Origin of the sequence: Trichocoleus sp. ST-U1, from assembly GCF_039961835.1 — a bacterium.
In the GTDB taxonomy this organism is placed as follows: domain Bacteria; phylum Cyanobacteriota; class Cyanobacteriia; order Cyanobacteriales; family FACHB-T130; genus FACHB-T130.
Genome location: NZ_JAMPJZ010000002.1, coordinates 162,494 through 188,489, shown reverse-complemented (window position 1 = coordinate 188,489; position 25,996 = coordinate 162,494). Strand labels below are relative to the sequence as shown.

General features: G+C 48.2%; 27 protein-coding genes and 1 pseudogene. 13 read left to right on the top strand and 15 right to left on the bottom strand.

Going from position 1 to position 25,996, the window contains the following annotated elements; genetic code table 11:
• Positions 1 to 225 precede the first annotated feature (225 nt).
• The 3 genes from NDA06_RS02015 to NDA06_RS02005 form a co-directional block, all read right to left on the bottom strand.
• Positions 226 to 1,113, bottom strand: a complete 888-nt coding sequence (locus tag NDA06_RS02015) for a hypothetical protein (RefSeq protein WP_190814642.1) — start codon at positions 1,111 to 1,113, stop codon at positions 226 to 228.
• Positions 1,114 to 1,222: 109 nt separating this feature from the next.
• On the bottom strand, positions 1,223 to 1,735 hold the full coding sequence (locus tag NDA06_RS02010) for a hypothetical protein (protein ID WP_190441150.1): 513 nt from the start codon (positions 1,733 to 1,735) through the stop codon (positions 1,223 to 1,225).
• A gap of 287 nt (positions 1,736 to 2,022) precedes the next feature.
• A complete protein-coding gene (locus NDA06_RS02005) occupies positions 2,023 to 2,667 on the bottom strand; it encodes a class I SAM-dependent methyltransferase (protein ID WP_190525622.1) in 645 nt (214 codons plus the stop codon).
• Positions 2,668 to 2,910: 243 nt separating this feature from the next.
• On the opposite strand from NDA06_RS02005, the gene NDA06_RS02000 reads away from it, so the two are divergent.
• The 3 genes and pseudogenes from NDA06_RS02000 to NDA06_RS01990 form a co-directional block, all read left to right on the top strand.
• Complete coding sequence (locus NDA06_RS02000; protein ID WP_190415287.1) at positions 2,911 to 3,378, top strand: MarR family transcriptional regulator; 468 nt, start codon at positions 2,911 to 2,913, stop codon at positions 3,376 to 3,378.
• A gap of 297 nt (positions 3,379 to 3,675) precedes the next feature.
• A complete protein-coding gene (locus NDA06_RS01995) occupies positions 3,676 to 4,941 on the top strand; it encodes an MFS transporter (RefSeq protein ID WP_190984663.1) in 1,266 nt (421 codons plus the stop codon).
• A gap of 169 nt (positions 4,942 to 5,110) precedes the next feature.
• A pseudogene (locus tag NDA06_RS01990) lies at positions 5,111 to 5,248 on the top strand (EmrB/QacA family drug resistance transporter); the annotation flags it as partial.
• Here the strand turns inward: NDA06_RS01990 and NDA06_RS01985 are convergent.
• Both NDA06_RS01985 and NDA06_RS01980 read right to left on the bottom strand, forming a co-directional pair.
• On the bottom strand, positions 5,248 to 7,686 hold the full coding sequence (locus NDA06_RS01985; protein WP_190984662.1) for a PAS domain-containing sensor histidine kinase: 2,439 nt from the start codon (positions 7,684 to 7,686) through the stop codon (positions 5,248 to 5,250). The pseudogene NDA06_RS01990 and the gene NDA06_RS01985 overlap by 1 nt on opposite strands.
• 74 nt (positions 7,687 to 7,760) lie before the next feature.
• Positions 7,761 to 8,114 (bottom strand): 4a-hydroxytetrahydrobiopterin dehydratase, encoded by a 354-nt coding sequence (locus NDA06_RS01980; protein WP_190415292.1) that lies wholly within the window; start codon positions 8,112 to 8,114, stop codon positions 7,761 to 7,763.
• A gap of 252 nt (positions 8,115 to 8,366) precedes the next feature.
• Here NDA06_RS01980 and NDA06_RS01975 point away from each other — a divergent pair, with 252 nt between their 5' ends.
• Positions 8,367 to 9,062, top strand: a complete 696-nt coding sequence (locus tag NDA06_RS01975) for an Eco47II family restriction endonuclease (RefSeq protein WP_190984661.1) — start codon at positions 8,367 to 8,369, stop codon at positions 9,060 to 9,062.
• Positions 9,063 to 9,070: 8 nt separating this feature from the next.
• Here NDA06_RS01975 and NDA06_RS01970 read toward each other — a convergent pair whose 3' ends face one another.
• Entirely contained in the window at positions 9,071 to 10,111 is a 1,041-nt protein-coding gene (locus NDA06_RS01970; protein ID WP_190984660.1) for a DNA cytosine methyltransferase, read from the bottom strand.
• Between the two features lie 116 nt (positions 10,112 to 10,227).
• Between NDA06_RS01970 and NDA06_RS01965 the strand changes: the two genes are divergently transcribed.
• From NDA06_RS01965 to NDA06_RS01955, 3 genes are all read left to right on the top strand, one after another.
• Positions 10,228 to 10,431, top strand: a complete 204-nt coding sequence (locus NDA06_RS01965) for a hypothetical protein (RefSeq protein WP_190984659.1) — start codon at positions 10,228 to 10,230, stop codon at positions 10,429 to 10,431.
• Between the two features lie 184 nt (positions 10,432 to 10,615).
• Positions 10,616 to 10,894: a hypothetical protein gene (locus NDA06_RS01960; protein ID WP_190984658.1), complete on the top strand. Its 279-nt coding sequence runs from the start codon at positions 10,616 to 10,618 to the stop codon at positions 10,892 to 10,894.
• A 2-nt stretch (positions 10,895 to 10,896) separates the two neighbouring features.
• Positions 10,897 to 11,349 carry an HNH endonuclease signature motif containing protein gene (locus tag NDA06_RS01955; protein WP_190984657.1) on the top strand — a complete coding sequence of 151 codons (453 nt, stop codon included), beginning with the start codon at positions 10,897 to 10,899 and terminating at the stop codon, positions 11,347 to 11,349.
• Positions 11,350 to 11,418: 69 nt separating this feature from the next.
• Here NDA06_RS01955 and NDA06_RS01950 read toward each other — a convergent pair whose 3' ends face one another.
• The 5 genes from NDA06_RS01950 to NDA06_RS01930 form a co-directional block, all read right to left on the bottom strand.
• Positions 11,419 to 11,778, bottom strand: a complete 360-nt coding sequence (locus NDA06_RS01950) for a type II toxin-antitoxin system PemK/MazF family toxin (protein WP_190984656.1) — start codon at positions 11,776 to 11,778, stop codon at positions 11,419 to 11,421.
• Positions 11,765 to 11,995, bottom strand: a complete 231-nt coding sequence (locus tag NDA06_RS01945; RefSeq protein WP_190984655.1) for a CopG family transcriptional regulator — start codon at positions 11,993 to 11,995, stop codon at positions 11,765 to 11,767. Before NDA06_RS01945 ends, NDA06_RS01950 begins: the two co-directional genes overlap by 14 nt.
• A gap of 173 nt (positions 11,996 to 12,168) precedes the next feature.
• Positions 12,169 to 12,860 (bottom strand): IS1 family transposase gene (locus NDA06_RS01940; protein ID WP_348251671.1). Its coding sequence is split into 2 segments (ribosomal slippage): positions 12,169 to 12,530 and positions 12,530 to 12,860, totalling 693 coding nucleotides; the frame shifts between segments, so codons are not numbered across the junction.
• A gap of 48 nt (positions 12,861 to 12,908) precedes the next feature.
• On the bottom strand, positions 12,909 to 13,262 hold the full coding sequence (locus NDA06_RS01935) for a DUF5615 family PIN-like protein (protein WP_190415305.1): 354 nt from the start codon (positions 13,260 to 13,262) through the stop codon (positions 12,909 to 12,911).
• Positions 13,255 to 13,653 (bottom strand): DUF433 domain-containing protein, encoded by a 399-nt coding sequence (locus NDA06_RS01930; RefSeq protein ID WP_190984653.1) that lies wholly within the window; start codon positions 13,651 to 13,653, stop codon positions 13,255 to 13,257. The genes NDA06_RS01935 and NDA06_RS01930 overlap by 8 nt, the downstream gene beginning before the upstream one ends.
• A 49-nt stretch (positions 13,654 to 13,702) precedes the next feature.
• Here NDA06_RS01930 and NDA06_RS01925 point away from each other — a divergent pair, with 49 nt between their 5' ends.
• The 3 genes from NDA06_RS01925 (at position 13,703) to NDA06_RS01915 (ending at position 16,430) form a co-directional block, all read left to right on the top strand.
• On the top strand, positions 13,703 to 13,825 hold the full coding sequence (locus NDA06_RS01925; RefSeq protein ID WP_277878244.1) for a hypothetical protein: 123 nt from the start codon (positions 13,703 to 13,705) through the stop codon (positions 13,823 to 13,825).
• A gap of 123 nt (positions 13,826 to 13,948) precedes the next feature.
• Positions 13,949 to 15,850 carry a S9 family peptidase gene (locus tag NDA06_RS01920; RefSeq protein WP_190984652.1) on the top strand — a complete coding sequence of 634 codons (1,902 nt, stop codon included), beginning with the start codon at positions 13,949 to 13,951 and terminating at the stop codon, positions 15,848 to 15,850.
• A gap of 148 nt (positions 15,851 to 15,998) precedes the next feature.
• Entirely contained in the window at positions 15,999 to 16,430 is a 432-nt protein-coding gene (locus NDA06_RS01915) for a nucleoside deaminase (protein WP_190984651.1), read from the top strand.
• 235 nt (positions 16,431 to 16,665) lie between these two features.
• Here the strand turns inward: NDA06_RS01915 and rbsK are convergent, their stop codons facing one another.
• The 3 genes from rbsK to ebsA all read right to left on the bottom strand — a co-directional run bounded on the left by rbsK (position 16,666) and on the right by ebsA (position 19,182).
• The gene (gene rbsK / locus NDA06_RS01910; protein WP_190984650.1) at positions 16,666 to 17,601 is read right to left on the bottom strand and encodes a ribokinase; all 936 of its coding nucleotides are present in this window, start codon (positions 17,599 to 17,601) and stop codon (positions 16,666 to 16,668) included.
• Positions 17,602 to 17,689: 88 nt separating this feature from the next.
• Complete coding sequence (locus tag NDA06_RS01905; protein ID WP_190425541.1) at positions 17,690 to 18,781, bottom strand: DRTGG domain-containing protein; 1,092 nt, start codon at positions 18,779 to 18,781, stop codon at positions 17,690 to 17,692.
• Positions 18,782 to 18,807: 26 nt separating this feature from the next.
• Entirely contained in the window at positions 18,808 to 19,182 is a 375-nt protein-coding gene (ebsA, locus tag NDA06_RS01900; RefSeq protein ID WP_190425538.1) for a type IV pilus biogenesis protein EbsA, read from the bottom strand.
• 379 nt (positions 19,183 to 19,561) lie between these two features.
• On the opposite strand from ebsA, the gene NDA06_RS01895 reads away from it, so the two are divergent.
• The gene (locus NDA06_RS01895) at positions 19,562 to 20,536 is read left to right on the top strand and encodes a radical SAM protein (RefSeq protein ID WP_190415319.1); all 975 of its coding nucleotides are present in this window, start codon (positions 19,562 to 19,564) and stop codon (positions 20,534 to 20,536) included.
• A complete protein-coding gene (locus NDA06_RS01890; protein ID WP_190984649.1) occupies positions 20,490 to 21,926 on the top strand; it encodes a glycosyltransferase family 2 protein in 1,437 nt (478 codons plus the stop codon). The genes NDA06_RS01895 and NDA06_RS01890 overlap by 47 nt, the downstream gene beginning before the upstream one ends.
• A 33-nt stretch (positions 21,927 to 21,959) precedes the next feature.
• On the opposite strand, the gene NDA06_RS01885 is transcribed toward NDA06_RS01890, so the two are convergent.
• Positions 21,960 to 24,089: a DNA polymerase III subunit gamma/tau gene (locus NDA06_RS01885; protein WP_190984648.1), complete on the bottom strand. Its 2,130-nt coding sequence runs from the start codon at positions 24,087 to 24,089 to the stop codon at positions 21,960 to 21,962.
• A 227-nt stretch (positions 24,090 to 24,316) separates the two neighbouring features.
• Between NDA06_RS01885 and NDA06_RS01880 the strand changes: the two genes are divergently transcribed.
• Positions 24,317 to 25,921, top strand: coding sequence for a tetratricopeptide repeat protein (locus tag NDA06_RS01880; RefSeq protein ID WP_190984647.1), 1,605 nt, complete (start codon positions 24,317 to 24,319; stop codon positions 25,919 to 25,921).
• The last annotated feature ends 75 nt before the right edge of the window (positions 25,922 to 25,996 follow it).

Below are 25,996 nucleotides of genomic sequence, written 5' to 3'. Positions count from 1 at the left end.
AGATATTGAGATAGTGCATCGAGTCGGCATCACAGCTGAGGTGAAACAAGTCTCTACCCCGCATGTCATGTCGGCTGAACCTAGTTACCTTTTAGGATAAAGATTTCTGTGATACAAGTCACAAAATATTGACAAAAATTAAAGCTGCCGGTATCTGCAAATACCGGCAGCTAAATACACTTGTGCTAATACATACCAGTGCTAATACATACCAGCACGAAGATTTTAAATTTCGGCGGAGGCGCGTTCAATCAAGCGACGAGCCAATGTTTGAGTGCCTGTGTGTTCGTAATAGTTTGTTGTCACATCTAGGAAGGCACCCAGATAGTCCAACTTGTCACCAGAAACTTCCACAAAATTTTGCAAGTTACTGACAACTTTTTGTGGAGTTAAATTGTGAGAGGTGACAAAACCACTCATCCAGCCTTTCACTGAATCAAAGCTTTGACCAATAAAGTTGAGCTTACCTTCCGGACTGCCGCCAGGAATCAAATCGTGGACACGCTGGTAAGTCTGATTTCCTTCTAACTCTGCGGGACTCGCTTGATTCAATCCGGAGGTAGCTTTGAGGAGGAAGTCAGAGCCAAGGGGAACTAAACCATCAAAGCTAATCAAAGCCACCATCCGCATCAAAGATTCGCCACTATAATCACCTAAAGAGGCGACGAAATCTCCAATGCTGTCTCCTGGGATACCGTTGATTTGGCAAAAGGCAACCAACTCAACCACCAATTTTATACACAAATCAATCGTTTGAGCTTTGTCCGCTTTGGGAGTGATGTTGTTTAAAAAACCGAAAAGCGGAATTTTTTCGCCTACTTTGTTCGCCAAGGCGGCTGTACCGAGAGCTTTATCTGCACTATCAACAGTTTGATAGAGCCACATGGCTCGCTGATATCCCTGCGATTTGTCGTTGTACAGATAGACGGCGCGTTCGCCAATTTGCTGAATTAACGCTTCATCAGTTTCGCCAGTGACAGCACGAATTGTGTTGTCAAAGCCAACAATATTTTGCCATTGCCCCGGAACGACAAAATCAAGCGATCGCAAAGCCATCGTGGTGATGTTATTGGTTGGTAGCTCATCAACCAGTTCAAAAATCGATTTGCTCACAGTCGTAGTCTCCTTGTTTTTTCAGTCGTCATTCATCAGTAGTCAGCAGTAATCAGTCATAAGTCATAAATTGCAAACGAATGACTCATGACTGATTCCTCAGGACTACTTACTTTAGTCGAGACAGACCATTGAGATTGAATTTTTGCAGCCAAGCTTCGCGATCGCTCTGAGTAAAGGAAGCATCGCGGGATTGAATTTTGACTTGGTAGCGATCGCCTACTAAAACAGCAGTGCCATTATTCCCCTGATTCACCGCTGGATAGCCAGCGATTGTTTTACTGCTGCTCTTAAATTTTGCTGCGGCTGTGGGGGTGCTAGTGGTATCAGAAATAGACAGTACGGCAACATCCTTGCCGTCTTTTTTCAACTTATACTCAGCAAAGCCTTTTTTCTCTTGAGCTGGTACAGTTTGGAAGCCACTGCTACTTTTTGGAAAGAATTTATTAAAGCTGCTTCCCTGTTCAGCCTGTTTAGCAACTGCTGGAGGAGCATTCCTCTGAGTGCTTTCCTTTTGCGCTTGGTCATAACGAGAGGGAGTTTGGGTTGCACAAGAAGTTACTAGCAGCAACATCGAGAGCAACATCGCTGCGAAAATTCTCCGCCCATTTTGAAAAATCATTACCGCCTCCTGATAGCTTGAGGTTTCATTTTTATCACCATCTTCACATTTTTGGCATCTAGCTATGGAGAAACTTAAGCGATTCTCAAGCGGTTCACTCACTTAAGCTGTGACAAGTCTCAACCCCAATTCTTCTTCTCCCTACATTCTACTTGCGCGAGATTTTACATCAGAATTCCCCAAACCCCTTTTTCAGGGGGACAGAGAAGTGAAGTGTAGCGCCAATCAAGCGGAGGGATTGGGTGCCTCGGAATCCCTGTGGAGAAAGGGGGAGGAGATTCTGCCGCTTAAGAGCGGTGAGCAATGACAGCGTAGAAAGGATCTCCCCCACTGGCACCCATCCACTGTAGGAACTTCGGGGCGGAGGATTGGTGAGTAATGACTTCTGGGGAGCTAAATCCGGGGATTGAGGTGAAGTAGCTTTTCACTAGCTCAACCCGGCTAGCTTCGGAACTATCCCGCCACGCAGCGATCGCTTTTTGATAGAACATCCGGTTGGAAAAGCTGATAATTGCGATTCCACCCGGCTTGAGGATGCGGTAAATTTCCGCAAATACAGCATCCGGATATTGCAGATACTGCACCGAGACGCAGTTGAGAACGGCGTCGAAATCTTCATTCGGTAGGGGTAGCTTCGGATTTTTGTTGATATCTTGAACAAAATAACGATCGAAGCGGGGATTTTTCGCCAGTTCCTCTTCGTTCAGTCCGTGTCCTTCGATGTGAGCAAATTTCATCTCCTCTGGTAGATGGGAAACCCAGCTACTCATCATGTCCAAGATGCGGGTATTCGGCTTCAAGCGATCGCGGTATAGATCCGTCAGTTGTTGAATAAACCCTTCGTCTACGTGGGTCACAAAGCGCGGATAGGAGTAAAACTCCTTATCATCGGTATCATCTAACTTAGTGCGTTGATTCGGTCGCAGCATCATCACCTAAAATTGAAGCTATCTTTACATCACCAGTTTAGAAAAATTACGAACTGTAAAGATATGCCCGTAGGCTAAAGCCACACTCTTGAGCGTGACGGCTGTTCACTTTAACTTGGCATCCCTCTGCGCCCCCTTGGCGTTCTTTGCGTTAAAAAACCCTCTTTCAAATCCTGGCGGGGTTTCCCTTGCCAGCAACCGAGAAACAAAGCTAAATTAATATTACGCACGCTAAATAATTAACCAATGTCTTCTACATCTGCTGAGAGCAAGCCTTTTGAGCAATGGCACGAAGTAATGGCACCCTATAGTTTGGGCTACCGGATCAAACTGCTCTCCCAGGTGTTTAGCCGCAAGTTTCAGGAACGGCTGGAGCCTTTGGGACTGACTCCCTTTCACTGGGTTGTATTGTGCTGTTTGTGGGAAGAAGACGGCTTAGCCACTTGCAGTATTGGGGAAAAACTACAGCAAGTCGGAGGCACGATCACCGGGGTGCTAGATCGGATGGAAGAACGGGGGCTGATTCGTCGGGAACGTGACCTTCGCGATCGCCGGATTTGGCGCATTTGGTTGACGGAAGCAGGCAAGCAACTACAAGAAGTCCTACCGCCAATCGCGCTAGAAATTCGGGAACAGGCGATGAAAGGGATTCCGATGGCTGAACGCGAACATTTTTCTCAATTGGTAGATCAAGCGATCGCGAATCTCTCTTAAGGCTTGTAGAAGATAGTGGCAATCTTCATCCGGCTGAGTGAAGCAGGGCATTAAGGATTTATTTAAAAATATTACGTATACGAAGTAAATGCTGTTTACCAAAAATTTCACAAATATTACATATACGGAATGACCGCTTATTAAATACTTTGCCGAGCAGGTAAAAAGTGATCACAACAAACTGAACCAAGGACAGATGCCTCTCTAGAGGAGCGTGTTGGTCTAGTAGCAACAGCCCAACAGACAGTAGATAGGCAATCAGAACTACTTACAAGCAACCCCTGAATTTCAAGATTTATGAAAAAAAACGCCATCAAGTTCATGCCAGTTTTACCGGCATTGAGATCGAGAAACTATCAGTTATTTTTCGCCGGTCAGGGGCTTTCGCTCGTTGGAACTTGGATGACGCAAATCGCCACGATTTGGCTAGTTTATAGTCTCACGAATTCAGCCTTATTACTGGGTATAGTTGGATTTGCAGGACAATTTCCCAGTTTTATACTGACTCCATTTGGTGGGGTTGTAGTCGATCGAGTCTCTCGTCATCGGCTCTTAGTCATTACTCAAAGCCTCGCCATGCTCCAGTCCTTAGCGCTAGCTTTTGTAGCGCTAACCGGAATCGCCCAAGTCTGGCATCTAATTGTTTTGAGTATATTTCAAGGAATCATTAACGCCTTTGATGCCCCCACTCGTCAAGCTTTCGTACCAGAAATTATCGAACGAAAAGATGATTTAGCGAATGCGATCGCGCTGAATTCTTCCATGTTTAATGGGGCGCGATTGATTGGTCCTGCCATTGGAGGGTTGCTTGTTGCCTCAGTTGGAGCAGGTTACTGTTTTTTAATTGATGGTCTCAGCTATATTGCCGTCATTGCCGCTTTATTAGCAATGAAGGTAAAGCCCAGTAAAATAGCAGTCTCTCACGCTCATCCTTGGCAAAGATTGAAAGAAGGATTTGTGTATACCTTTGGCTTTCCACCAATTCGTTCTATCATCTTGCTGCTAGCGTTAGTTAGTTTTATGGGAATGCAATATACCGTTCTCACACCAATATTTGCCACGCAAATTCTTCATGGAAACGCTGAAACTCTGGGCTTTCTGATGGCGGCGGCGGGAGTAGGAGCGTTAATTGGTGCAGTTCATTTAAGTACGCGGAAAAATGTTTTAGGCTTAGGCAGATTGATTGCTTATTCTCCGGCTTTCATGGGGATGGGATTGATTGGTTTTTCTTTGTCTCGCGTGCTGGGACTTTCTTTACTAATGATGTTAGTAGTTGGCTTGAGTTTTACTTTGCAATTCACCTCTAGTAATACAGTTCTCCAAACGATTGTTGAGGATGATAAGCGTGGCAGGGTAATGAGCATCTACACGATGGCTTTTTTTGGCGTCGTTCCCTTAGGAAATTTATTTGCGGGTTCTTTAGCAAGTCAAATCGGTGCGCCCAATACGTTAATGATGGGGGGAATCTTTTGTATTCTCGGTTCTTTCCTATTTACAAAACAGCTTCCTGGCATAAGACGCTTGGTTCGCCCTATTTATACGAAAATTGGCATTCTTCCCTAGCGATCATAAAAAGAGTGTGATTGAACCGCAAAGGCGCGAAGTAAGAAGGGAAGAAAGAAAGAAAAAAGAAAAGTTTATGAATGAATTCAAATGGCTATATTGGTTGGTAATCCTTCAATTTAACCTGGAGGAAACCAGTGGCGGAACCTGATGCAGTTCGGAAGCAACGCCGGCAACGCAGCAGCGACTGGAACAGTTGACTCAGTTTTTTGTCAGTCGGGGTGCGGATCTGAGTACCGCTCAAAATCAAGCGATCGCTACGATTACGAATACCGTCCGCCGAGAAGCTTATGTGATGGCTTTCAATTAGCTCCAAGTGAATCGGAACGTTGCTCCAGCGCCTGCTGCAGACTCCACCCACACCCGTCCACCGCGACTTTCGACAATTTTCTTAACCACCGATAGACCGATGCCTGTTCCTTCAACTTTGTCCCTCGCTTCCAGTCTTTGGAAGATGCCCCAAATCTTCTGATGGTATTTGGGTTCGATTCCTTGCCCATTATCAGCGACTGAGAACTCGTAGTATGTTCCCAGTTCCCGAACACTAACCTGAATACACATATCCGAGCGATTTGCGTACTTGATGGCGTTGCCGATCAAGTTCATAAACACCTGCTGTAGTGGCACCCGTTCGGTTTGCAACGTTGGCATAGACTCTACAACAATCGCCACTTCCGGCGGTGGATCGAGCAGTTCGATGACTTCCGATAGCAAGGAGGACACATTCACCGCCTCTATCTGTTGTTGTACCCTACCCGCCCGCGAATATTGCAGAATGCCGTTAATTAAAGCTTCCATGCGATGAACTCGTCCCCGCAATAAATTCAGATGTTCGCGGGAGTCTTCAGTCAGTTTATCTGCGAGGTCTTCCTCAATCCATTCTGAAAGCGTAGCGATCGCTCTTAAAGGTGCTTTCAAGTCATGAGATGCAATGTAAGCAAATTGGTCTAAATCCCGGTTACTGCGCTCTAGTGCTTGGGTCATTTGAACCAGTTCTTCCGCCTTCTTCTCAATTTCCTGACGCGATCGCACTTGTTCGGTCACTTCAACCGCGTGGGTCATAATGCCGTTGACTTTACCATTGGCATCTACTAAGGGTTGGTAGACGAAATTCCAAAAACTCTCTTCTAGAATGCCATCGCTGTTGCGGTCGAACATCGCCCGCATCTCGTTGCCGACAAAAGGTTCGCCACTGGTATAAACCTGGTCTAACAACTCGAAAAAGCCTTGCCCTTGCAAGTCCCAGAACGCCTCGCGCACGGGTTTACCAACGATATCCCGCTTTTCCACAATCTGCATATACAGTGGGTTCACTGTTTCCGTGACATGGTTCGAGCCACGGGTGATGGCAATTGCCGCCGGTGCTTGCATGAAGACTCGCTGTAGTTCAGCACGGGCTGCTTGGGCTTCGGCTAAAGCGCGATCGCGAATCTCCCGCTCTTGCTTGCGTTCGCTGATGTTGCGAGAAACCCCTACAATCTCAACAACGTTGCCATTGGTATCGAAAATTGGGGATTTAATCGTGTGAAAGAAGCGAGTTTCGCCGTCAGCGCGGACATTCGGCTCTTCTAGAACTTCGATTGGCTGACCTGTTGTGAAGACTTGCAGATCGTCTTGCAGGTACTGCTGAGTGTAATCGAGTTGATTGTAGGGGACATCCGTGATGCCGTGCAGCTGCTCAAGGGTCATTCCATAATATTCGCAGGCAGCTTTGTTGGCGTACACGACAACTGAGCCAGGAGCCTTACAAAACACCATATCCTGCACGGAATCGAGAATCTGGGCATAGCGGTGTTCGCTCTGTTTCAGGGCTTCCTCGGCACTTTTGCGATCGCTAATATCGGTGTGAACGCCAATCCATTCCCGAATGCTGCCGTCCGCTTCAAATACGGGGACGGCGCGCACGCTCATATATTTATAAATACCGTCGGAACGCCGCAGACGATGCTCGATTTGGTAAAGGGTGCCATTGGCAACCGCATTCGACCACTCTTGCACGGTATGTGCTTGGTCATCTGGGTGAACGGCATTGAGCCACCCCCAGCCTTTTAGCTGTTCGTAGGATTGCCCGGTAAACGCACTCCAACCCGGCTGTGGAGTGACAAATTCTCCCTCAGCTTTGGTGTCCCAGATAATTTGAGCTGTGGCTTCCACAAGCGAACGGTAGCGTTCTTCACTCTTGCGGAGTGCTTCTTGCACCGTTTCCACCTCGATTCGTGCTGCCTGTTCGCGCAATAGAAGCTGAGTTTTTTCCTCAGCTTCCTTCTCCTTGGTGATATCGACCATCACGCCGCGCAGCAACTTGGGGCAACCTTGTTCATCGCAGACCACGCGCACCACATCTTTGAGCCAGACGACGCGACCATCCGATGCGATCGCGCGATACTGAAATTCGTGGTCTTTTGCTTGATTGGTTGCACTCACGCAAAAATTAACGCACCAGTCGCGGTCTTCCGGATGCAGCAAGCAATCCTGCCAAAACGTCGGCTCATCTAACCACTGACCGATCGGATAGCCGAGAATATCTTGAGCGCGATCGCTAACAAACGTGAATTTCCACGTCACGGCGTCCATTTCCCAGACAATCGCATCTAGTCCTTGCACTAACTCGACAAAGCGCCGATGTGCCTCTGCTGCACTTCGTGCCGCTACTTCCTGCTCAGCCGCTTCGCTAATGCTAACAGCTAGCGCTGTTGTTGATGCCTCAGCGTCTCGCTGTGCCGCTTCTAACTCCGTCTCACTCATCCTCAAGTCTTCTTTTCAGTACGACCAGCTCAGGATGCCCGACTGTTTGCCTAGGCTCCAAACGTTCCAGCAGCTTACTTTTGAGTAAATTCCGGCGCAATCCGATCCGTCTTTGCCGCCATTATAAAGTCGTTCCGGTGCAAACCAGAAATTGCGTGAGTCCACCAGCTCACCGTCACCTTCCCCCACTCCGTCAGCAACGCCGGGTGATGCCCTTCCGCTTCCGCCGCTTCGCCGACTTTATTAGTGAAAGCTAACGCCGTCTGAAAATCTGCAAACTTGTAGGTGCGCTTGAGCCGCGATTCTCCCTCCTCTTCCACAATGTTCCAATCTGGAATCTCTGGTTTGAGTTCTGCGATATCCGCCTCAGTAACGCGCGGCGCATCTTTATGACAGGCAATACACTTTTCTTGTGTCAGATTTGCCATATTTCCCTATTTTCGGCACTTAAGTTGTCTGATTTTACCCAAGTGTCTGTTTTCCCACGTCTGCCATAATGCGGATTTTGAGGGAAAGGATAAGTGGGAGCGATCGCTTGTGATACAGAGGCAATAGCGCAGTCTCACACAAATCGGAAGATGTATCTCTCTTGAAGAGATACGTCATCAGCCGTGGTTAGATAGACAGTGGGGGTCGATGGCTCTAAACGTACTAATTGCAAATCTATTGAGCAACTATTTATGACCTATCTTCCCTACATTTCTGATGAGGCTCTTAGAACTGCCGTCAAAGCAGTTTTTGACTGTATTCTTAGAACTCAAGCAGAAGCAGAGAACGCAATGTATAGAAATGTTATAGATCCCTTCTCAGCAATTTTTGATGGTGCAGTTCAAGGCTTGACACTAGAGGAGTGGCTGCTACGGGAAAGAGCTAGACAAATTCAAAAAACCGTACAAAATCAAATAGGTTTATTTCATCAACATATATTAGGTAGTCTTCCCGGCTGGCAAATACTTCCTCAAGGATTGGATATATGTAACAATGAACGTCTAATTTTCGCTGAGATTAAAAATAAGTATAATACAGTTAAAGGAAGTGATAAAGTCGGAATATACGATTATTTATTGGTTCACTTAAACCAACCAAATTATCAAAGTTTTACAGCCTACTATGTAGAGATTATTCCTCCCGGTAGGAACCCCTACAATAAACCTTTTACTCCTTCGGATAGAACTACTGGCACGATAAGACCAAACAATGAAAATATTAGACAGATAAGCGGTCAAGCCTTTTACGATTTGGCAACGGGTGAACCAAAAGCATTAAGTATGCTTTTTGATATATTGCCTGATGTAATAAGTGACGTTTCAGGATTGGATAAGCTTAGTGAACAACAAAAAACAAGTTTTAGAAGCCTATTTGATAAAGCTTATTGAAGTATAAATTAATTTGATGTACTTGATAAAGCGTTAATTATCGATCGTCCCAGGTGATAAGCGAAGTTTACCGGAACTGCATTTCCAATTTGCTGATACTTAGAGCCTGTACCACCTATGAATCCCCAATCATCGGGAAACGTTTGAATTCTGGCGTACTCTCTAACTGTAAAAGGTCTAGTTTCGTCTGGATGACAGCGTTCTGTTTGCTTTTGTGAGGGTGAAGTTGTAAGAGTTAGACTCGGCTCATCCCAAGAAATTCGACGTGCCATGCCAGTACGTCCACCTGTGAGATAATAGCTTTTCATCATGTAGCTTTTCTGAATATCTTCTGGCAAATCTCGCCAGCATCCTCCAGGTGGAACTAACTCCATTACTTTAGCTCTTTTAGGGCTATATTTCATTCCCTCAGAAAGTGGGACATCTTTCAGCGCATCTCTTAAAGTAAGTATCTTGGCAGAAGGAGCAGGGTACTGAAAGCGAATATCTGAACGAGTCCCAACAATAATTACTCTTTCTCGCTTCTGGGGAACGTCATAATTTACTGCATTTAGCAAACGATACTGAACGTTATAACCAAGAGAGCCAAGAACAGATAATACTGTTTTAAGAGTTTCACCTTTTTGATGACTAATTAAACCTCTTACATTTTCAGCCAAAAAAAGCTTAGGTTGTACTGTTTTAACACAGCGGGCAAACTCGTGAAATAAAGTACCACGGGTATCTTCAAAACCTAAACCTTTACCTGCATAGCTGAAGGCTTGACAAGGAAAACCGCCTGTTACAACATCTGCACTTATGCCCTCAAAAGACACTTTAGAGACATCAGCATGAATTACATTCCACTCAGGGCGATTATGTCGAAGCGTCGCCACAGCATCTTTGTCAATCTCAATTAGAGCTTTGGCTTTTAGTCCGGCTTTTTCTAATCCAAGTGCTAAACCACCAGCCCCTGCAAATAGCTCTATCACAGTCGTTGTAGTTGTAGTTGGTGCTTGAATCTTTCCCTCGGTATAGGGCATTTCAAATAAATCTAGCTGCTTATACATAGTCAGGCATGGTGAACAGTCTGGTATTTATTAAAATAGCTAATTAGCTAATTGTCAACATGGCTAATTAGCTAGGGTACACTAGAAAGCAAAACTATTTACTTAAGATAGGGCAAATGGCACAGACACAAAGAAAGCCTGTATATGTACAGCCCGAACACCACGAGATTCTGAGGCGAATCGCATACGAGCAGCGATGCAACCTCTCGGATGTATTGGATGTGGTGTTAGAACAGGCAAATTGGGAAAAAATTGCTCAGGAGGCAAGCGATAAGCCTGTGCAAAGAGCTATGGAACGAGGAGGAAGCTACAAAGTTTGATGATGAGCTAAATTAGCTCGATTGAACTCAGCTTTTAAAAGCGATCGCACTTTTCCACCTCGCATCCCAAAGCACGCTCGCATCCTCTCCAACACAAAGCGAGATCACATCTCTCAGCCTCGCCTCCAATTAACAAAGCTTACTGCTAGCTATAATCAAACCATCAAAGTGTTTTTAAATCTAAATGACAATACCTCTTCCTCCACAAATTCGTAGCCTACCAAATAGCCTGCCAGTAGAAGGTGCTGTCCGAATCGAACTGGAAGAAGGAGTACCCATTTTTCGGGCTTCTAGTTTTGTGCAAACTCGAATAGAAGAGTTATTGTCTAAACAAAAAGATTCCCCTCTTAGTAAAGCAGAAGAACAAGAACTTGATAGCTACGAAGAAATTGATGATTATCTGAGTTTTCTTAATCGCACTGTTCGGAATCTTTTTCTAGCTCAAAATCAAGGACATTTATAAAGTTGCCTTCTCATCGTAAAATAAGCGAAGTTGTTCGGCAGCAGGTACGTCAGCGAGCCAGTAGTTTGTGCGAATATTGCCACGCATCAGAACAATGGCAATACGTGCAATTCACAGTAGATCATGTAGTTCCAATTGCTCAAGGCGGAGCGGATACTATCGAAAACTTGGCTTTAGCTTGTTTTCATTGCAATCGGAGAAAAGCCGATAAAATAACAGCGATAGATCCTCAGTTTGATGCACAAGTTCTACTGTTTAACCCCAGGCAAGATATCTGGAAGGAGCATTTCATTTGGTCTGCTGATGTACTCTCAATCGTTGGTATAACACCCACTGGTAGGGCTACAGTCGTTGCATTAGGATTAAATCGCGAATGGGTTATAAATATTCGTGCCGCCGATCGAGCAATCGGGCGGCATCCACCAATAGGCGATCCAATTCAGCAAGCCGAGTAAATGATAAACGCGATCGCATCCTTCCAAACGCAACAAGTGCGATCGCGTGATTTTAATTCCCCGGCACTTTTAGATCGCAAACCCCAAAACAACATTTAAGCTAAAGCGAATCTGTTCCCAGTATTCTTCCTCTAGCACACCCACCAAACCCAAAACGCGACGATGATCGACAGCACGAATTTGCCCGACATCAATAAAACGGTCTTGGTCTAATCCATTGGAGGGTGTTGCTTTGACATTTACAACGTAGGGCGCTTCTTTCTTTCCCGGTCGAAACGGCATCACAATTGTCAGAAGTCCATACTGGTTCATAATGTCATTTTGCACAATCAACCAAGCGCGGGTTTTTTGCGCCTCAGCCCCTACTGTTGGATCGAGTGTTACGCAACGGATTTCTCCCCGCCGATAAGTTAAATTACTCGCTGGCATTAATGCCATCCCCAGCTACACTATCCCAAACTGCAATTTCAGCTTGGTACTCTGGATCATTAGCATCCTGTTGGAGGGCGGTAATCATTTGTGCCTCCAAAATACGGCGGCGGTGTTCTGCCAGCAAATCGTTAATATAGGCGCTGCGGTTGCCTTTTGCCTGCCGATCGACAAATCGCAGGATGTCATCTTCTAAAGAGATTGTAACTTTCTGCATCAGTATGACTCCTGGGTATGGTAATTTCATCATACCCAAGATGGTCCCTGTTCATCTCCGGTACCGCGTGTGCAGCGAACAGAGCAAACCCAGTAAATTGCATCCTCGCCAATACAAAGCGCGAACTGACAAGTCAGCGCAAGCTATCGGGCGTTGCTGAATAGTGGGAGGAATCAAGCAGGAATCGGGACATCTCCAAATCTCAAGTAGTGAAGTAACAAGCGGATTGAATGTCTCAGCATTTCTTGGGATTTGGAATAACACAATGTTTTGCGATGTAATCGTGCTAGATAGTGCCGCAAACGTGTATTCTCACCTTCGACTCGTGTCATGTAGGTTTTGCTCACAATCTGATCTCCCAATGGAATAAATCCTGGATAAACACTCCAACCATCAGTGACATAGAAATAACATTGCCATGCTCCAACGATTGCCCACAACGGTGCAAACGTCTTTGCACTATGGTCACCTAACACCCAACCTAAAATGCCTGCTCTAAAGTGGTCTACCGCTGTCCACAGCCAGATTTTGTTTTTTTAGCCCCGATAAAGGTTTCCAGTTCATCAAGTTCACCGACTTGTGGAACCACTTCAGGATCATACGCATCAGGCAGGTGTTCTCCAACCTGTTTGACCCAGTAGATGACAGTCGTATGGTGAACACCTGTCACTCGTTCAATCCCTCGAAAGCCCATGCCATTGACATACATCCGTAAGCATTGCTGCTTGATGTCGTCACTGTATCCTTGAGCCATAGTGTAGCGCTCGATAAACTGACGGCGACAACTAACACAAATGTAATTTTGCTTACCCCTTCTCTTGCCGTTTTTACGGATATGAGTAGATTGACAGTCTGGGCATTGCATCAAAACCAACCCTAATTCATCCCTCTATTATGCAATGCCAGCTATCGCTTATGTTCGCCACTGGTTCAGCCAGCGTACTTGCCCGATCCACTCAGATGCGTGTGTCTCTGACAGCAGGCGATCTAGAGCAGCAATTAAATCCGAGAGTGTCCAACTGCTTTGAGCCGCCAGGATAATGCCGCCATGTTGGGGGTATTCGGCTAAAATCAAAAAATCGCGGATGTTAAAGGTAAAGATACACCGTCCTTGTGCAGTAGCCCCTAATAACTGAGCCTCATCGCTGGCATCTAAAGGCATCCAATCAGTTGGTGTTCGGGTGACATCGTGACCGCGAGAAATTAAGGCTTGATGTAGGGCTTTAATAGATGTATCGGCATCAAGGTGCAACAGCGGTTTAGACATTTGCCGCTTCAAGAGTTTCTTCAGATGCGATCGCCATCTCTATTTCCGCCGCGTGCGCTCCAAAGTAAGCTAGAGCCTGCTTCACCTGAGCCTCACTCAACCCATACTCAGCAGCAATCTCCTTCGGGGATAAACCCCAAAGTTTCGCAGCAACTACCACTGTCTGCACGCGCAAGCCAGTCCCGCGCAGAAAAGGCATTGGCTGACCGCTAGCGCCGCGACGGTATGTAATTTCAGGAAATGCCGGATCGTCGAGTTGCTGGCTTAGCGCCCCTACCTTCTCTGCCACAGCCCACAAAATGAATTGATTTAGCGAAACACCTTGGGAAGCTGCATATTTTTCGGCATCTTGCTTTAACTGAGTCGGTAAGTTCAAGGAGTAACGTGCCATTGATTCTTCCTCAGTGTGCCCATATTACACACATCATATATTACATCGTATGATACGTCATTCAATCTACAAGCGTCGTCAAGACAACTGTTTGGCAATCCTAATTTGTATCGGCACGCGATCGCATCCTCGCTCCGTCACAGCCAAAGCGATCGCATTCTCCGCAACATAAGAAACGCGATAGCTTGCACTGACTTGTCAGTTCGCTTTTTATCGGGTCGGTTAACCATACTGGGGGATTCGCGAGTTCTATGAGCAAAGTAAGAATAAGGAGATCGAGTAGTAAGAGGTAAAAATGCAATCAACTATTGAGCGATCGGCAACCCAACTACCGCCGCTGATTCCCCGCGAGATTCTTTTCGGCAACCCAGAACGCACCAGTCCGCGACTTTCACCGGATGGTAAGTATCTGGCGTACATCGCCCCCGACGACAAGAATGTCTTGCAGGTGTGGTTGCGGACAGTCGGACAGGAAGACGACCGCCAACTCACCGCAGATAAGAAGCGCGGTATCCGGATTTTCTTCTGGACTTATAACGCCGACCAGCTGATGTATATGCAAGACTCAGATGGCGACGAAAACTTTCACCTCTATTCGGTCAATATTCACTCCAATATTGTCCGCGACTTAACGCCATTCCAAGGGGTAAAAGCACAGCCAGTGGATCTTGACCCCAAGTTCCCCGATCAAGTGCTGGTGGGGATGAACTTGAAGGACTTGCAAAAGTTTGACGTTTACCGCATCAACCTGGCTAACGGTGCGGTTGACTTATACGCCGAAAACCCAGGCAATGTCGTTAGCTGGACAGTAGACGCCCAATTCCAGGTACGTGCCGCCACTGCTGCCACGCCTGATGGGGGTTCCGATCTATTATTCCGGGAAACAACCCAAGGCGATTGGGAAACGCTGCGTCACTGGGGGCCAGATGATGAAGGCGGTGCCGTTAGCTTCTCAGAAGATGGCAAAACCCTTTATATCAGCGGCAGTCACGATGCCAACGCTAGCCGCCTGATTGCTTTCGATGTCACTACTCGCGAAGAAACAGTCATTGCCGAAGATCCGCAATACGATCTAGGCGGCATCGTCATTCACCCAATCACGCGAGTTATCCAGGCAGTTTCCTTCTACAAAGAGAAACAAGAATGGCAGGTACTTGACCAAAGTATCGCCGCAGATTTTGAAGCGATCGCCCAAATTCGTCCCGGAGAGTTCGGCATTTCCTCCCGTGACCTTGCCGACAAAAATTGGCTAGTCGCTTTCCTCACCGATGACGGCCCGGTCTACTACTACGCCTATAATCGAGATTCCAAGACCAGCACCCTCCTGTTCAGCAACAAACCCACACTAGAAGGGTTGTCGCTGGCATCCATGCAACCGATTTCCTACCAAGCCCAAGACGGCTTGACGATTCACGGCTACCTGACAACACCTGTAGGAATAACCGCACAGAATTTACCAACCGTATTGCTGGTTCACGGTGGCCCTTGGGCGCGAGATACTTGGGGTTACGACCCGCAAGCGCAGTGGTTGGCAAACCGGGGTTACGCGGTGCTGCAAGTGAATTTCCGGGGTTCCACCGGCTACGGCAAAGCCTTTGTCAACGCTGGCAACCGGGAATGGGCGGCGAAAATGCACGACGATCTCATTGATGCCGTCAACTGGCTGGTGCAACAAGGCATCTCCGACCCGCAAAAGATTGCCATTATGGGCGGTTCTTACGGCGGTTACGCAACCCTAGTGGGATTAACTTTCACGCCGGATGTCTTTGCCTGCGGTGTGGACATCGTTGGTCCGAGTAACCTGATTACGCTGATGCAAAGTATCCCGCCCTACTGGGAACCGCTGAAGGCGAATTTCTACTATCGGGTCGGCAACTTGGAGACGGAAGAAGAATTTCTCAAATCGCGATCGCCTTTATTTTTCGTTGACCGCATAACTAAACCCTTGCTAATCGCCCAAGGTGCTAACGATCCACGGGTGAAGCAGGCGGAAAGCGAACAAATCGTCGAGGCGATGCAAAAGGCAAATAAGCCTGTAGAATACGCCCTTTACACCGACGAAGGACACGGTTTCGCCCGTCCCGAAAACCGACTGCACTTTTACGCGATCGCAGAAGAGTTTCTCTCTAAATATTTGGGTGGACGTTGCGAACCGCTAGGAGACATCCCCGGACATTCCGGCGTACTAAATCCATAGTCCCCATTCTTACCAATAGAGGTACGCAAAGTCTAAACTTTGCGTACCTCTACGCTTACCTTTGCGTACCTTTGTGTTTAAAACCGAACCTTTTCCACGGAATAACAGTATTCTTAAAAAAACCTACTTGTTCAGGATTTAAACTGTTATGGACGACTTTATGACAGATGCGATCGCCGAAGCTAAACAGGGGCTCAGCGAGGGGGGAATTCCCATTGGTTCAGTTCTAGTTAAAGATGGGCAAATTGTCGGGAGAGGACATAATAAGCGCGTCCAAGACAACGACCCTGTTACCCACGCAGAAATCGATTGCTTACGCAATTCTGGCAGAATCGGCAGTTACAAAGATACAACGCTTTATTCTACCTTGATGCCTTGTTACCTCTGTGCGGGTGCTGTTGTCCAATTTGGGATTAAAAAAGTCATCGTCGGTGAATCTGCAACTTTCTCCGGTGCCAAGGAATTCATGGAATCTCACGGCGTTGAAGTGATTGATTTAAACCTGGATGATTGCAAGCAGTTGATGACCGATTTCATCCAGAACAATCCCCAGTTATGGAATGAGGATATTGGCAAGTAATTTCCCAGAAAATAGCTTTTAAATTTAAATAATCAGGGAAAACTTTTTGTTTTACCCTCTAGAAGTTATTTGTTTTTTTCGATATAATAAACTTGATAAGGAAGAACTAAGCTTCAATATTTATTGAAAACGGATTTCTATTATTTAAATATACCTTGAAAAGGCAGACTTATCGTTACCAAATACGGGATTAATCATAAAAATATACTGAATATCCTTCCCTTTTTCCACTCAACTATAGAATCCCTCTGTTTCTGAGAAATGTGTCGAACGTCTCTCTATCGGGCAGAGAGGGTTGGGCACCGGCAATCGTTGCCGAAATCGCACCAGCGGCAGCACCCCAGATTACTGCCTCCCGGAGAGGATGCCCAGAAGCCAAAGCTGCTGCCAATCCCCCATTAAACGCATCCCCAGCCGCAACAGTATCAACTACCTGAACAGGGAAAGCGGGGACGAAGAATGTTTCCTCCTCTGTGGCACAGAAGACACCGCGATGGCCTAGTTTCACAATTGCAGTACCGACGCCCTGTTGACGTAAAGCTGCGGCTGCTTTGGCAGCGGTTTCTTGCCCATCCACCGCAAAGCCTACCAATTGCCCCGCCTCAATTTCGTTGGGGGTGATAATGTCAACCAACGGATATAAAACAGACGCAAAATCTCCCATCTCGATAGCAGGTGCGGGATCGAGAATCACCTGGACACCGGCTTGTCGGGCTACCCTAGCCGCGGCTACAACGGCTGGCATCGGAATCTCGAATTGAAGGAGCAATGCAGCAGCACCGGGTAACAAATCGCTAAGGCGTCCGACATCCTCCTGGTTCACGCGCCCATTGGCACCGGGGACGATGATAATGTGATTTTCTCCCCTCCCACCCACAGCGATCGCTGCGACGCCAGAATGAGCCGCCTCATCCACCAAAACAGCCCCAGTCTCGACCCCAGACGCCTGAAGCTTGGTGAGGAGTTCGCGTCCAAAATTGTCGGCACCCAGACGCCCAACGAGCTGAGTCGGAATCCCCAGCCGCGCCACTGCTACCGCTTGATTCGCCCCTTTTCCACCCGCAGCCGTAAAAAAGTCATGACCCCGTAGCGTTTCACCAGCAACTGGCAATCGGGGCGATCGCGTCACGAGATCCATGTTGATGCTGCCGAAGACAATAACTTTGGTCATTGGTCGCTCTTGAAAGTTTTGAATTTTGAGTTTTGAATTAAAGGGATTCCTAACTCAGAACTCAACATTCACCACGCTTTGGACTCGCTCACTGCACCGTAACCGCCGGTTCTAAACCCAAAGTCGCCATTAACCGCTCAATATCGAAGTTTTCAGCCATCATCTGGCGAACGCACTCGACCTTAATCGGTTCGTGGAGCCGCACTTGACCAAAGGCACGGTCAATAATTCCTACAGCTGTCAGCGTATCCAGGTCAACCGACAAAATCGGAATCTCTAAATCTTCAGCGCGGCTGAGGATAAAATGTTGTGGCGGCAATTGTCCAGTCAAGATCAGGCACTGGGTGGAAGTTTCCAAGGCGGCTAGCTGGATATCCGTGCGATCGCCTCCCGTCACCACCGCCATGTTCGTTCCCTTGCGGAAATACTTCAGCGCTGAATTTACATTCATTGCGCCAATTGTCAAGCTCTGTACCATTAAATCCAATCGATCTGGACGGCACAGAACTTCTGCTTTCAACTGGCTGACCAGTTCCCGAACGCTGACACTCCGCAGCAACTCGCTTCTTGGCAACATTCCCAACACAGGAATCCCCTGCCGCTCTAGAAAAGGTCGTACGAGCGTCTCAGCGGCTTCCAGATTAGCTGCGGGAATATCGTTTATCAAAACACCCGTTAAGCGATCGCCCAGCCGCTTTTTGGCTGACAACAGCGCATCCACCAATAGAACCGAGTGAAAACGAGCCACCAGTAAAACAGCCGCATCAACCGCCTCAGCAACCTGTCCCAGAGACAAGTCGAATAAGCTGCCTTCTTCCAAAGTTCCTGGCCCTTCTAATAAAACCATTGGGGCACCAGGCACCCGTCGATACTGCTCCAGAGACAGACGGTAATCCGTCTGGTCTTCTCCAGATAGGCGTCTTTGAATCGTCTCTTCATCCAGAGACAGCAGAGTCGGTCTGATTCGGTTTTCTGGTAATTTCAATACCTGAGCGAGTAACCGGACATCCTCCTCCATCGCATCTGTTTGCGATTCACTTAAACAGGTGCCCAGCGGTTTCCCATAGGCGATATCCAGACCTTTTTCTTTCAGCTGATGGGCAATCCCCAAGATCGTTGCTGACTTGCCACTGTAAGCTTCTGTTGACCCGATAAGCAAATATTTAGCCGCTTTTGGCACACCCTCACTCCTCATTTCTACAGTGTTCAACCATCTGCTCGTAGCAGCTTACGATAGAACGTGTGGGAAAAGTCGATTGTGCGAGTGCGCTTGAAATTCATAATTACGTCGATTAAAAAATCGACTAACTCTGAATTTGCCATCATCACTTCGTAACTCAGTTCCGCATTTCCATCAAACTGCAACCGACAACGGGTCAAATCCAATGGGAGCCTAGACACATACCAGGTGGCAACAAAAGGAATGCTATCGCCGCCTTCTATTTTGCGATTCCCTTCTAAAGACCCTTTTTGATACAGGCTAATTGCCAAGGGCAACATATTCCGCTTATTGCCCTGGTAGTAGGGCATGTAGACACTGACATCCCCTTGGTTTGCAGGCTGAAGTTGGTCAATTGACATTGTCTTAAATCTTCCTCAATTTCCGTCTGACTGGCAGTAGGGCGTTGTCCCTAATTTTCTGCGCTCTGACAGCCGATTGGGAACACAATAGCTTAGAGTTCTAGCCTTGGACGGTGGAGCTAATGGTGATTCTACCTTAATATACAGGTTCCCGCGTCCTCCCCAGGATAAATTCATTCATTAAAGGAATTAAGGACTATGTGGGAGGGAGAAAGAGCAGGAAAGAGTAGTAGAGAAATTTTCGTTTTCCTTCCCCTTTTTTCCCTTTGTAGCGAATTTTTTTCCCCTTTTCCCCGATTCCTGAGTAAAACTTCCTATCTGTTGCCGATTAGTTTACGCTGACTGAATAAAGTTAGGGAATTATTCACGCGAGAAATCTATGCCTCCTTTAGTTGCTAATTACTACTTAACTTATCGCTGCAACGCCCGATGTCATTTTTGTAACATCTGGGCATTAGAGCCACCCCAAGAAGCTGACTTTGCCACGATTCAACACAACTTAAAGGACTTGCGCCGGTTGGGTCTGAAGTATATAGACTTTACGGGTGGCGAACCCCTGCTACGTGCAGATGTTGGTCAGATTTACGCTGAAGCCAAAAAGCAGGGATTCTGGACCAGCATGACGACGAATACAATTCTTTACCCGAAAAAAGCCAAAGAAATTCAAGGATTAGTTGACTTTTTGAATTTCTCGCTAGATGGTGCAGATGCTGAAACCCACGACCATTCGCGGGGAGTGAAAATTTTTGACACCCTAGTTGAGTCGGTTGCTCTAGCGCAAGAACTCGGCGAACAACCCGTTCTCAACCACACCGTCACCGCCCAAAATTATCAGCACATTAACGAAGTCGCAGAACTCGGTCTACGCCTAGGCGTCAGGGTATGGCTCAACCCAGCTTTCACCGCCCACGACCACTACAATTCCAACAAGAATCCCACTCCAGACATGGTGGCAGCAATTCAAGCCGCCGCCAAGAAATATAAGAATGTCGGATACAATAAGGCTGCACTGGCGTTCATTGAAGCTGGGGGGAATGATACGAAAAATCCCCGCTGTAAAGCGGTAGATGCAGTAATTGCGATTTCTCCCGACGACAAGCTACTCCTACCTTGCTATCACTTTGCCCAAACCGGCGTTCCCATTAACGGTAAGCTTTACGACCTCTATCGCCAGTCAGAGGAAGTAGAATCCTACCGCCAATCTCAGGGCAAGCTGTCCGTGTGCGAAGGATGTACGGTATGGTGTTACCTGATCCCCAGCTTCTTTATGGGTGTAGATAAGTATTGGTGGTTGAATCAAGTAACCTATGCCGGAGAATTCCTGGCCCGAAAAAGATTCTTACAACGAGCTTGAACCGCTCGATTCTCTGTTGTCTGAATGTAGAGACGCAATCAATGAAGTTTCTACAGAAGAATTTGAGAGCGACTTTTTTCAGGGACTGGCAGGACGCCGACGCAAAGCGGCGTTCGCCTTAACGGTGATTTGGGGCAGCATCATTGCCCTACATCTGTTTGTTTGGGGTTCGTGGTTAGTCCTAGGACTGACCGGACTGTTGGTGATTCAAGCGTTCCGCGTCGTATTCGCGCGACCCCGACCAGTCCCAGCGCCGTTGTCGGAAGCAACAAAAGACCAATGGCCTTCTGTTTCCCTACTGGTGGCAGCTAAAAATGAGGAAGCTGTTATTGGTAACCTGGTGAAAATGCTGTGTAATCAGGACTACCCAGTAGATCGGTATGAAGTTTGGGTGATTGACGACCACAGCACCGATCGAACCCCCCTAGTGTTAGAGCATCTGGCGAAGGAATATCGCCAGTTAAAAGTCCTGCGCCGAGGTGCGAATGGGGTTGGCGGCAAATCGGGAGCGCTGAATCAAGTGTTGTCCCTGACGCGAGGAGAAATTGTCGGGGTATTTGATGCCGACGCCCAAGTGCCACCAGATATGCTGCGTCGGGTTTGCCCAAGTTTTGAGCGGCAACAGGTGGGAGCCGTGCAGATGCGAAAAGCGATCGCGAACCCATCGCTGAATTTCTGGACTCGCGGTCAGATGGCAGAAATGGCACTGGACTCCTATTTCCAGGAGCAGCGCATTGCCATTGGCGGCATCGGGGAACTTCGAGGCAACGGTCAATTTGTCCGCAGAGCTGCCTTGGAGCATTGCGGTGGGTGGAATGAGGAAACCATCACGGACGACTTGGATTTAACGATCCGCTTACACCTGGATCGGTGGGATATCGAATTTCTGATCTTTCCCCCCGTGTATGAGGAAGGCGTCACCAGCGCGCTGGCACTGTGGCACCAGCGCAATCGATGGGCAGAAGGGGGATTCCAGCGCTATCTGGACTACTGGCGTCTCCTGGTGTCAAACCGGATGGGCACCCTCAAAAGCATTGATGCGTTCTCGTTTTTGCTCACCCAGTATATTCTCCCCGCTGCTGCCGTGCCCGACTGCCTAATGGCGATCGCGCGGAATCGTCTGCCGATTCTGAGTCCCGTCACCGGAATGACGTTCACCCTCTTTCTGATGGGGATGTTCGTCGGTCTGCGCCGCACCAGAAAAGAAGAGAAATTGACTGCATCGGTCTTTTTTGCCACCCTGGTGCAAACCTTACGCGGCGTCCTTTATATGCTCCACTGGATGGCGATTATCGCGAGTACCACCGCCCGGATGTCAGTGCGACCGAAGCGGCTGAAATGGATAAAAACTGTGCATCAAGGCAGCAGCGAGGAAAGTTTCGAGTTTTGAAGTAGAGACACAGGCAGTGCCTGTGTCTCTACTCTAAAACCCTACATCATCATCCTCTTGCCACTCATTGAGTAGCTCATCGGCAGGCTCGATCATCTCTGCGAGTGGCAAGCGTGTCGGCATCGGTTCGGAAAGAGACTCTAAATCTAAAGTCTCTAAATTTTCCTCTCGCTCGTCAGCCAGCTTGACAATTTCCCCTTTGAAAAAGTCCGCGAGGCGTTTGGCAGCGATCGCGACTTCATCGTCCCACTCTACATCTGGCGGTGCGGGGGGTTGGGCTGTCGCTGCTGGAGTCCGCGAAGCTGTAGAACTGCCGTTTTTAAACTCATGCTTCGTCTGCGGTGCCATCTTAGACGGCAGCGGACTGGTTGAAGCGGGTGCTAAGTAGTTGCTAGCGCCATTCTCTTTCTTGACTTCCCCGGAAGGCTGTACGGGCGGTGATTGAGGAGCCGGTGTCCCAGACGCGATCGCTCCTACGGAATTTTGACTGGGCGATGTTCCCACAGACTTTTCAGAGTTTGGCGGCTTTGAGGCACTATTCGACTTCACCTCAGTCCCTCCGGCAACTTGAAAGCTAACTTTTACCTTAGATTGAAAGGTTTTTGAAAACGCTGCTTCCACATCTGGCAGTTTTGTCTGGGCTAACTTTAACAAACCCGTTGAACTGACACTCAGGATTGCTTCCCGACCATTAAAGTTTAGTAAGCGACATCGTTGACGCAAAAATTCTTGCGTCCCAAATAGCTGGACGCGATCGATCACCTGTTGCCAAACTCGATCGAGTTCGACTCCTCGATCCGGACCCTCCGCAGGCTGAGAAACTGGCGCAGGGGTTTCGGTCGATTCTCGCTTTTCTGGTGGCGGTGGTGCCGCTGAGGGCGGCTCTGGTGGTGCTTCCTGCTGAATCGGCGAAACATTGGGGGGAGGGGTGTCAACGACTGGCGTAGCGGGTTGGGCAGGTGTTGAGTGTTGAGTGTTGGGCGTGGACGATCCCCGATCGCCTCTTGCCTCTTGCCTCTCGACACGGGGGCGAGTCAGATTAACACTGCCCACCGCCTGTGTCTGCTGACCGCTATTCGCGATTGGCAGCAATCCCAATAGCGTCACTTCTAACCACAGGCGCGGCTGAGTCGTATTTCTAATTTGAACTTCGCTGTCCTTCAGGTGCTTTTGCCCCTGCAAAATGGTCGGGATGTCCAGATCCGCAAATTCGCACAGATGAGTCCAAGTGGGCGCGGTCACGGCGACTAAATCCGGGCGTTTGGGGGCAGTTTTGGCAATGAGTAAATCCCGGTAGAAACCGGCAAGATTTTGGAGGACAATCAGCGGTTCTCTCCCCCTGTCCATGAGGTGACGAGCTTTTTCCAGAACCGCTTCGGGATCGGAATGCGCGATCGCCTTCAACAATTCCATTAAATCTCGTTCTGGAACCGCTCCTACCAAATCCCAGACTGCCTCTACCGTCACTTGACCGGATAATAGGCTGAGCTGGTCGAGCAGGCTTTCCGCATCCCGCAAGCCTCCCTGAGCCACTTGCGACACCAAGGTAATCGCCTCGGAAGTAATGTTGATGTTTTCCAACTGGGCAATTTTTCCCAGATGCTCCACCATCGCCTCTAAGGGAATGCGGCGAAAATCAAAGCGTTGACAGCGAGAGATAATTGTCGGTAACACCCGCTGCGGGTCGGTGGTCGCCAGGACAAAGACAACGTGCTTGGGTGGCTCCTCTAGCGTCTTCAGCAAGGCATTGAACGCAGCTGAACTGAGACTATGAACTTCGTCAATCACATACACTTTGTAGCGGCACTGAACGGGGGCATATTGGGCGCGTTCGATGATCTCCCGGATATTGTCCACGCCGGTGTTGCTAGCGGCGTCGATTTCAATTACATCCAGCGCTGAACCTTTGGCGATTCCTTGGCAAACAGGACAAACACCACAAGGTTGTTCTGTCGGCTGACTATTCTGAAGACAGTTCAGCGACTTTGCCAGAATCCGGGCGCTGGAGGTTTTGCCCGTTCCTCTAGAACCCGTGAATAAATAGGCGGGGGCAATCCGTTCGGTGCGGATGGCGTTGCGGAGTGTGTGGGCGATCGCTTCTTGTCCCACCAAATCCGCGAACGTCTGAGGGCGATACTTGTGATGTAGGGGTTGGTAGGTCACGGCAGGGATTCGTCAGGCTAGACAAGCGACAGAGGTGTCGATAAAAGTGTAACGTGTTGCTCTAGTCGAACCGGATGCGATCGCCTTCTGGTTGTCTTTAGAGAATTGGTGTGGTTTTCTGGAAAGCAAACATTACGGTTAACCGATCAAAAGCTCATAATAGCCAGTAAACTGTTCAAGCCCGTTAGATAAAATCTGAGAAAGTAAGGGCGGGGGGACTCTAGCAAATGCTCAAGCAACTATGGCGATCGCTGGTAAGGTGGTTTCAGCGTTTATTTGGAACGGGCGGCAGGCGAAACCCAACACCCGCCTCGGTTCGCTCGGAACCCCCTAAACCCCTGACGGATACAGATTATGAATTTTTGTACAGCCAACTGCTCGAAGGAGTCGCGCATGGCTGGCAGCAAGACCGGGTTTTACGGTTTTTTGAGTCTCTAGGCGATCGCGGTCAATCATCCCTATGGGTGGGGTGGCTGAACCGCTTTGGGGAAAGATTATTAGCTTCCCCTGCACCTAATAATGAGTTAGCGGCGCGAATGGTGCAGCTTGGTCAGGTGGGCTGCGGAGAAATCGGGGAAGTTTCTTATGATATTGGGATGCAACTGCTGACGAGAAACGCTCCGGCACGAGCAGTAAACCCCCCACCCGTCTCTTCTATCTATGAATACGAGGAGTTCGACGCGCCGGAGGAGGAAGTCCCCGCAGTTAGTGAGGAAGGGGAGGAAGGCGGAGAACTCAAAACAGTCACCCTGGATGAGTTGTTGGTGATGTTGCAACAGGATAGCGGTTTACTTCAGCAAATTTCCGAGCAACTGCAAATTGAGACGACCGATCCGCAAGTTATTGTGCAAGCATTGGTGAATCAATTCAATGCGGCAAATCCATCCAGCGTCGAGGAAGCAGAAAATCCATCGAGTGCAGAGGAAGCCGAAGCTTGGTTTAATCAAGGCAATCAGCAAGCCAGTGCTGGAGAATTGTCAGATGCGATCGCTAGCTACGATCGGTGCTTGGCGATTAGCCCGGATAACTATATCGCCTGGAACAACCGAGGCGTGATGCAGAAAAATTTAGGACAGTTGCAAGATGCGATCGCCAGCTTTAGCAAGGCGATAGAAATTAAACCCGACTTTTACGAAGCTTGGAACAACCAAGGCAATACTTTCCAGGACTTAGACCGTTTAGAAGAAGCGATCGCTAGCTTTGACAAGGCAGTAGAAATTAAAGCAAACGACCCAGAAGCCTTCTACAATCGGGGATTAGCCCTGGAAAACTTGAACCGCTATGAGGAAGCGCTGGCTAGTTTTGACCGGGTTCTGCAACTCCAACCCAACTATTCAGAAGTCTGGATGGTAAGAGGCGAGACCCTACACCGCTTAGCTCGATATGAGGAAGCGATCGCCAGCTACGACCAAGCTTTGCAACTCAAACTGGATGACTGGGACTCCTGGATCGGTCGCGGCAAGTCGGCGCTTCTTTCAGCGAGTTTGGACCCCTTACTGAGTTCCTTAAGTAAGGTCGCTCAAAATAATCCAGCCTTGAACCAGCGCGGCGATGAAGGGCAATTGGCAAGCTATGAGGAAGGGTTGAAGTACGTTTCTCAAGACAATAACCCAGAAGGTTGGGGCAGATTGCATCAAGCAATCGGCAATGCTTACTATGAGCGATCGCAAGTTAATCCAGAACCCAATCCGTTGCGCCAAAAAGCCATAATCGAGTACGAACAGGTGCTATCAAGCCTCCCCGAAGCCGATTTTCCAGAGTTGCATCAAGAGATTTTGCAAGACCTTCTGCAACTCCAGCAATCTTTAGGACAACCCTCTGAAGAATCCTGAATAATCTGATAGGGCAGCTTTCCCTCGCTTGGAGCTGCCCGTTTTTTGTACAATAACCATTCAACCTCGCAAAAC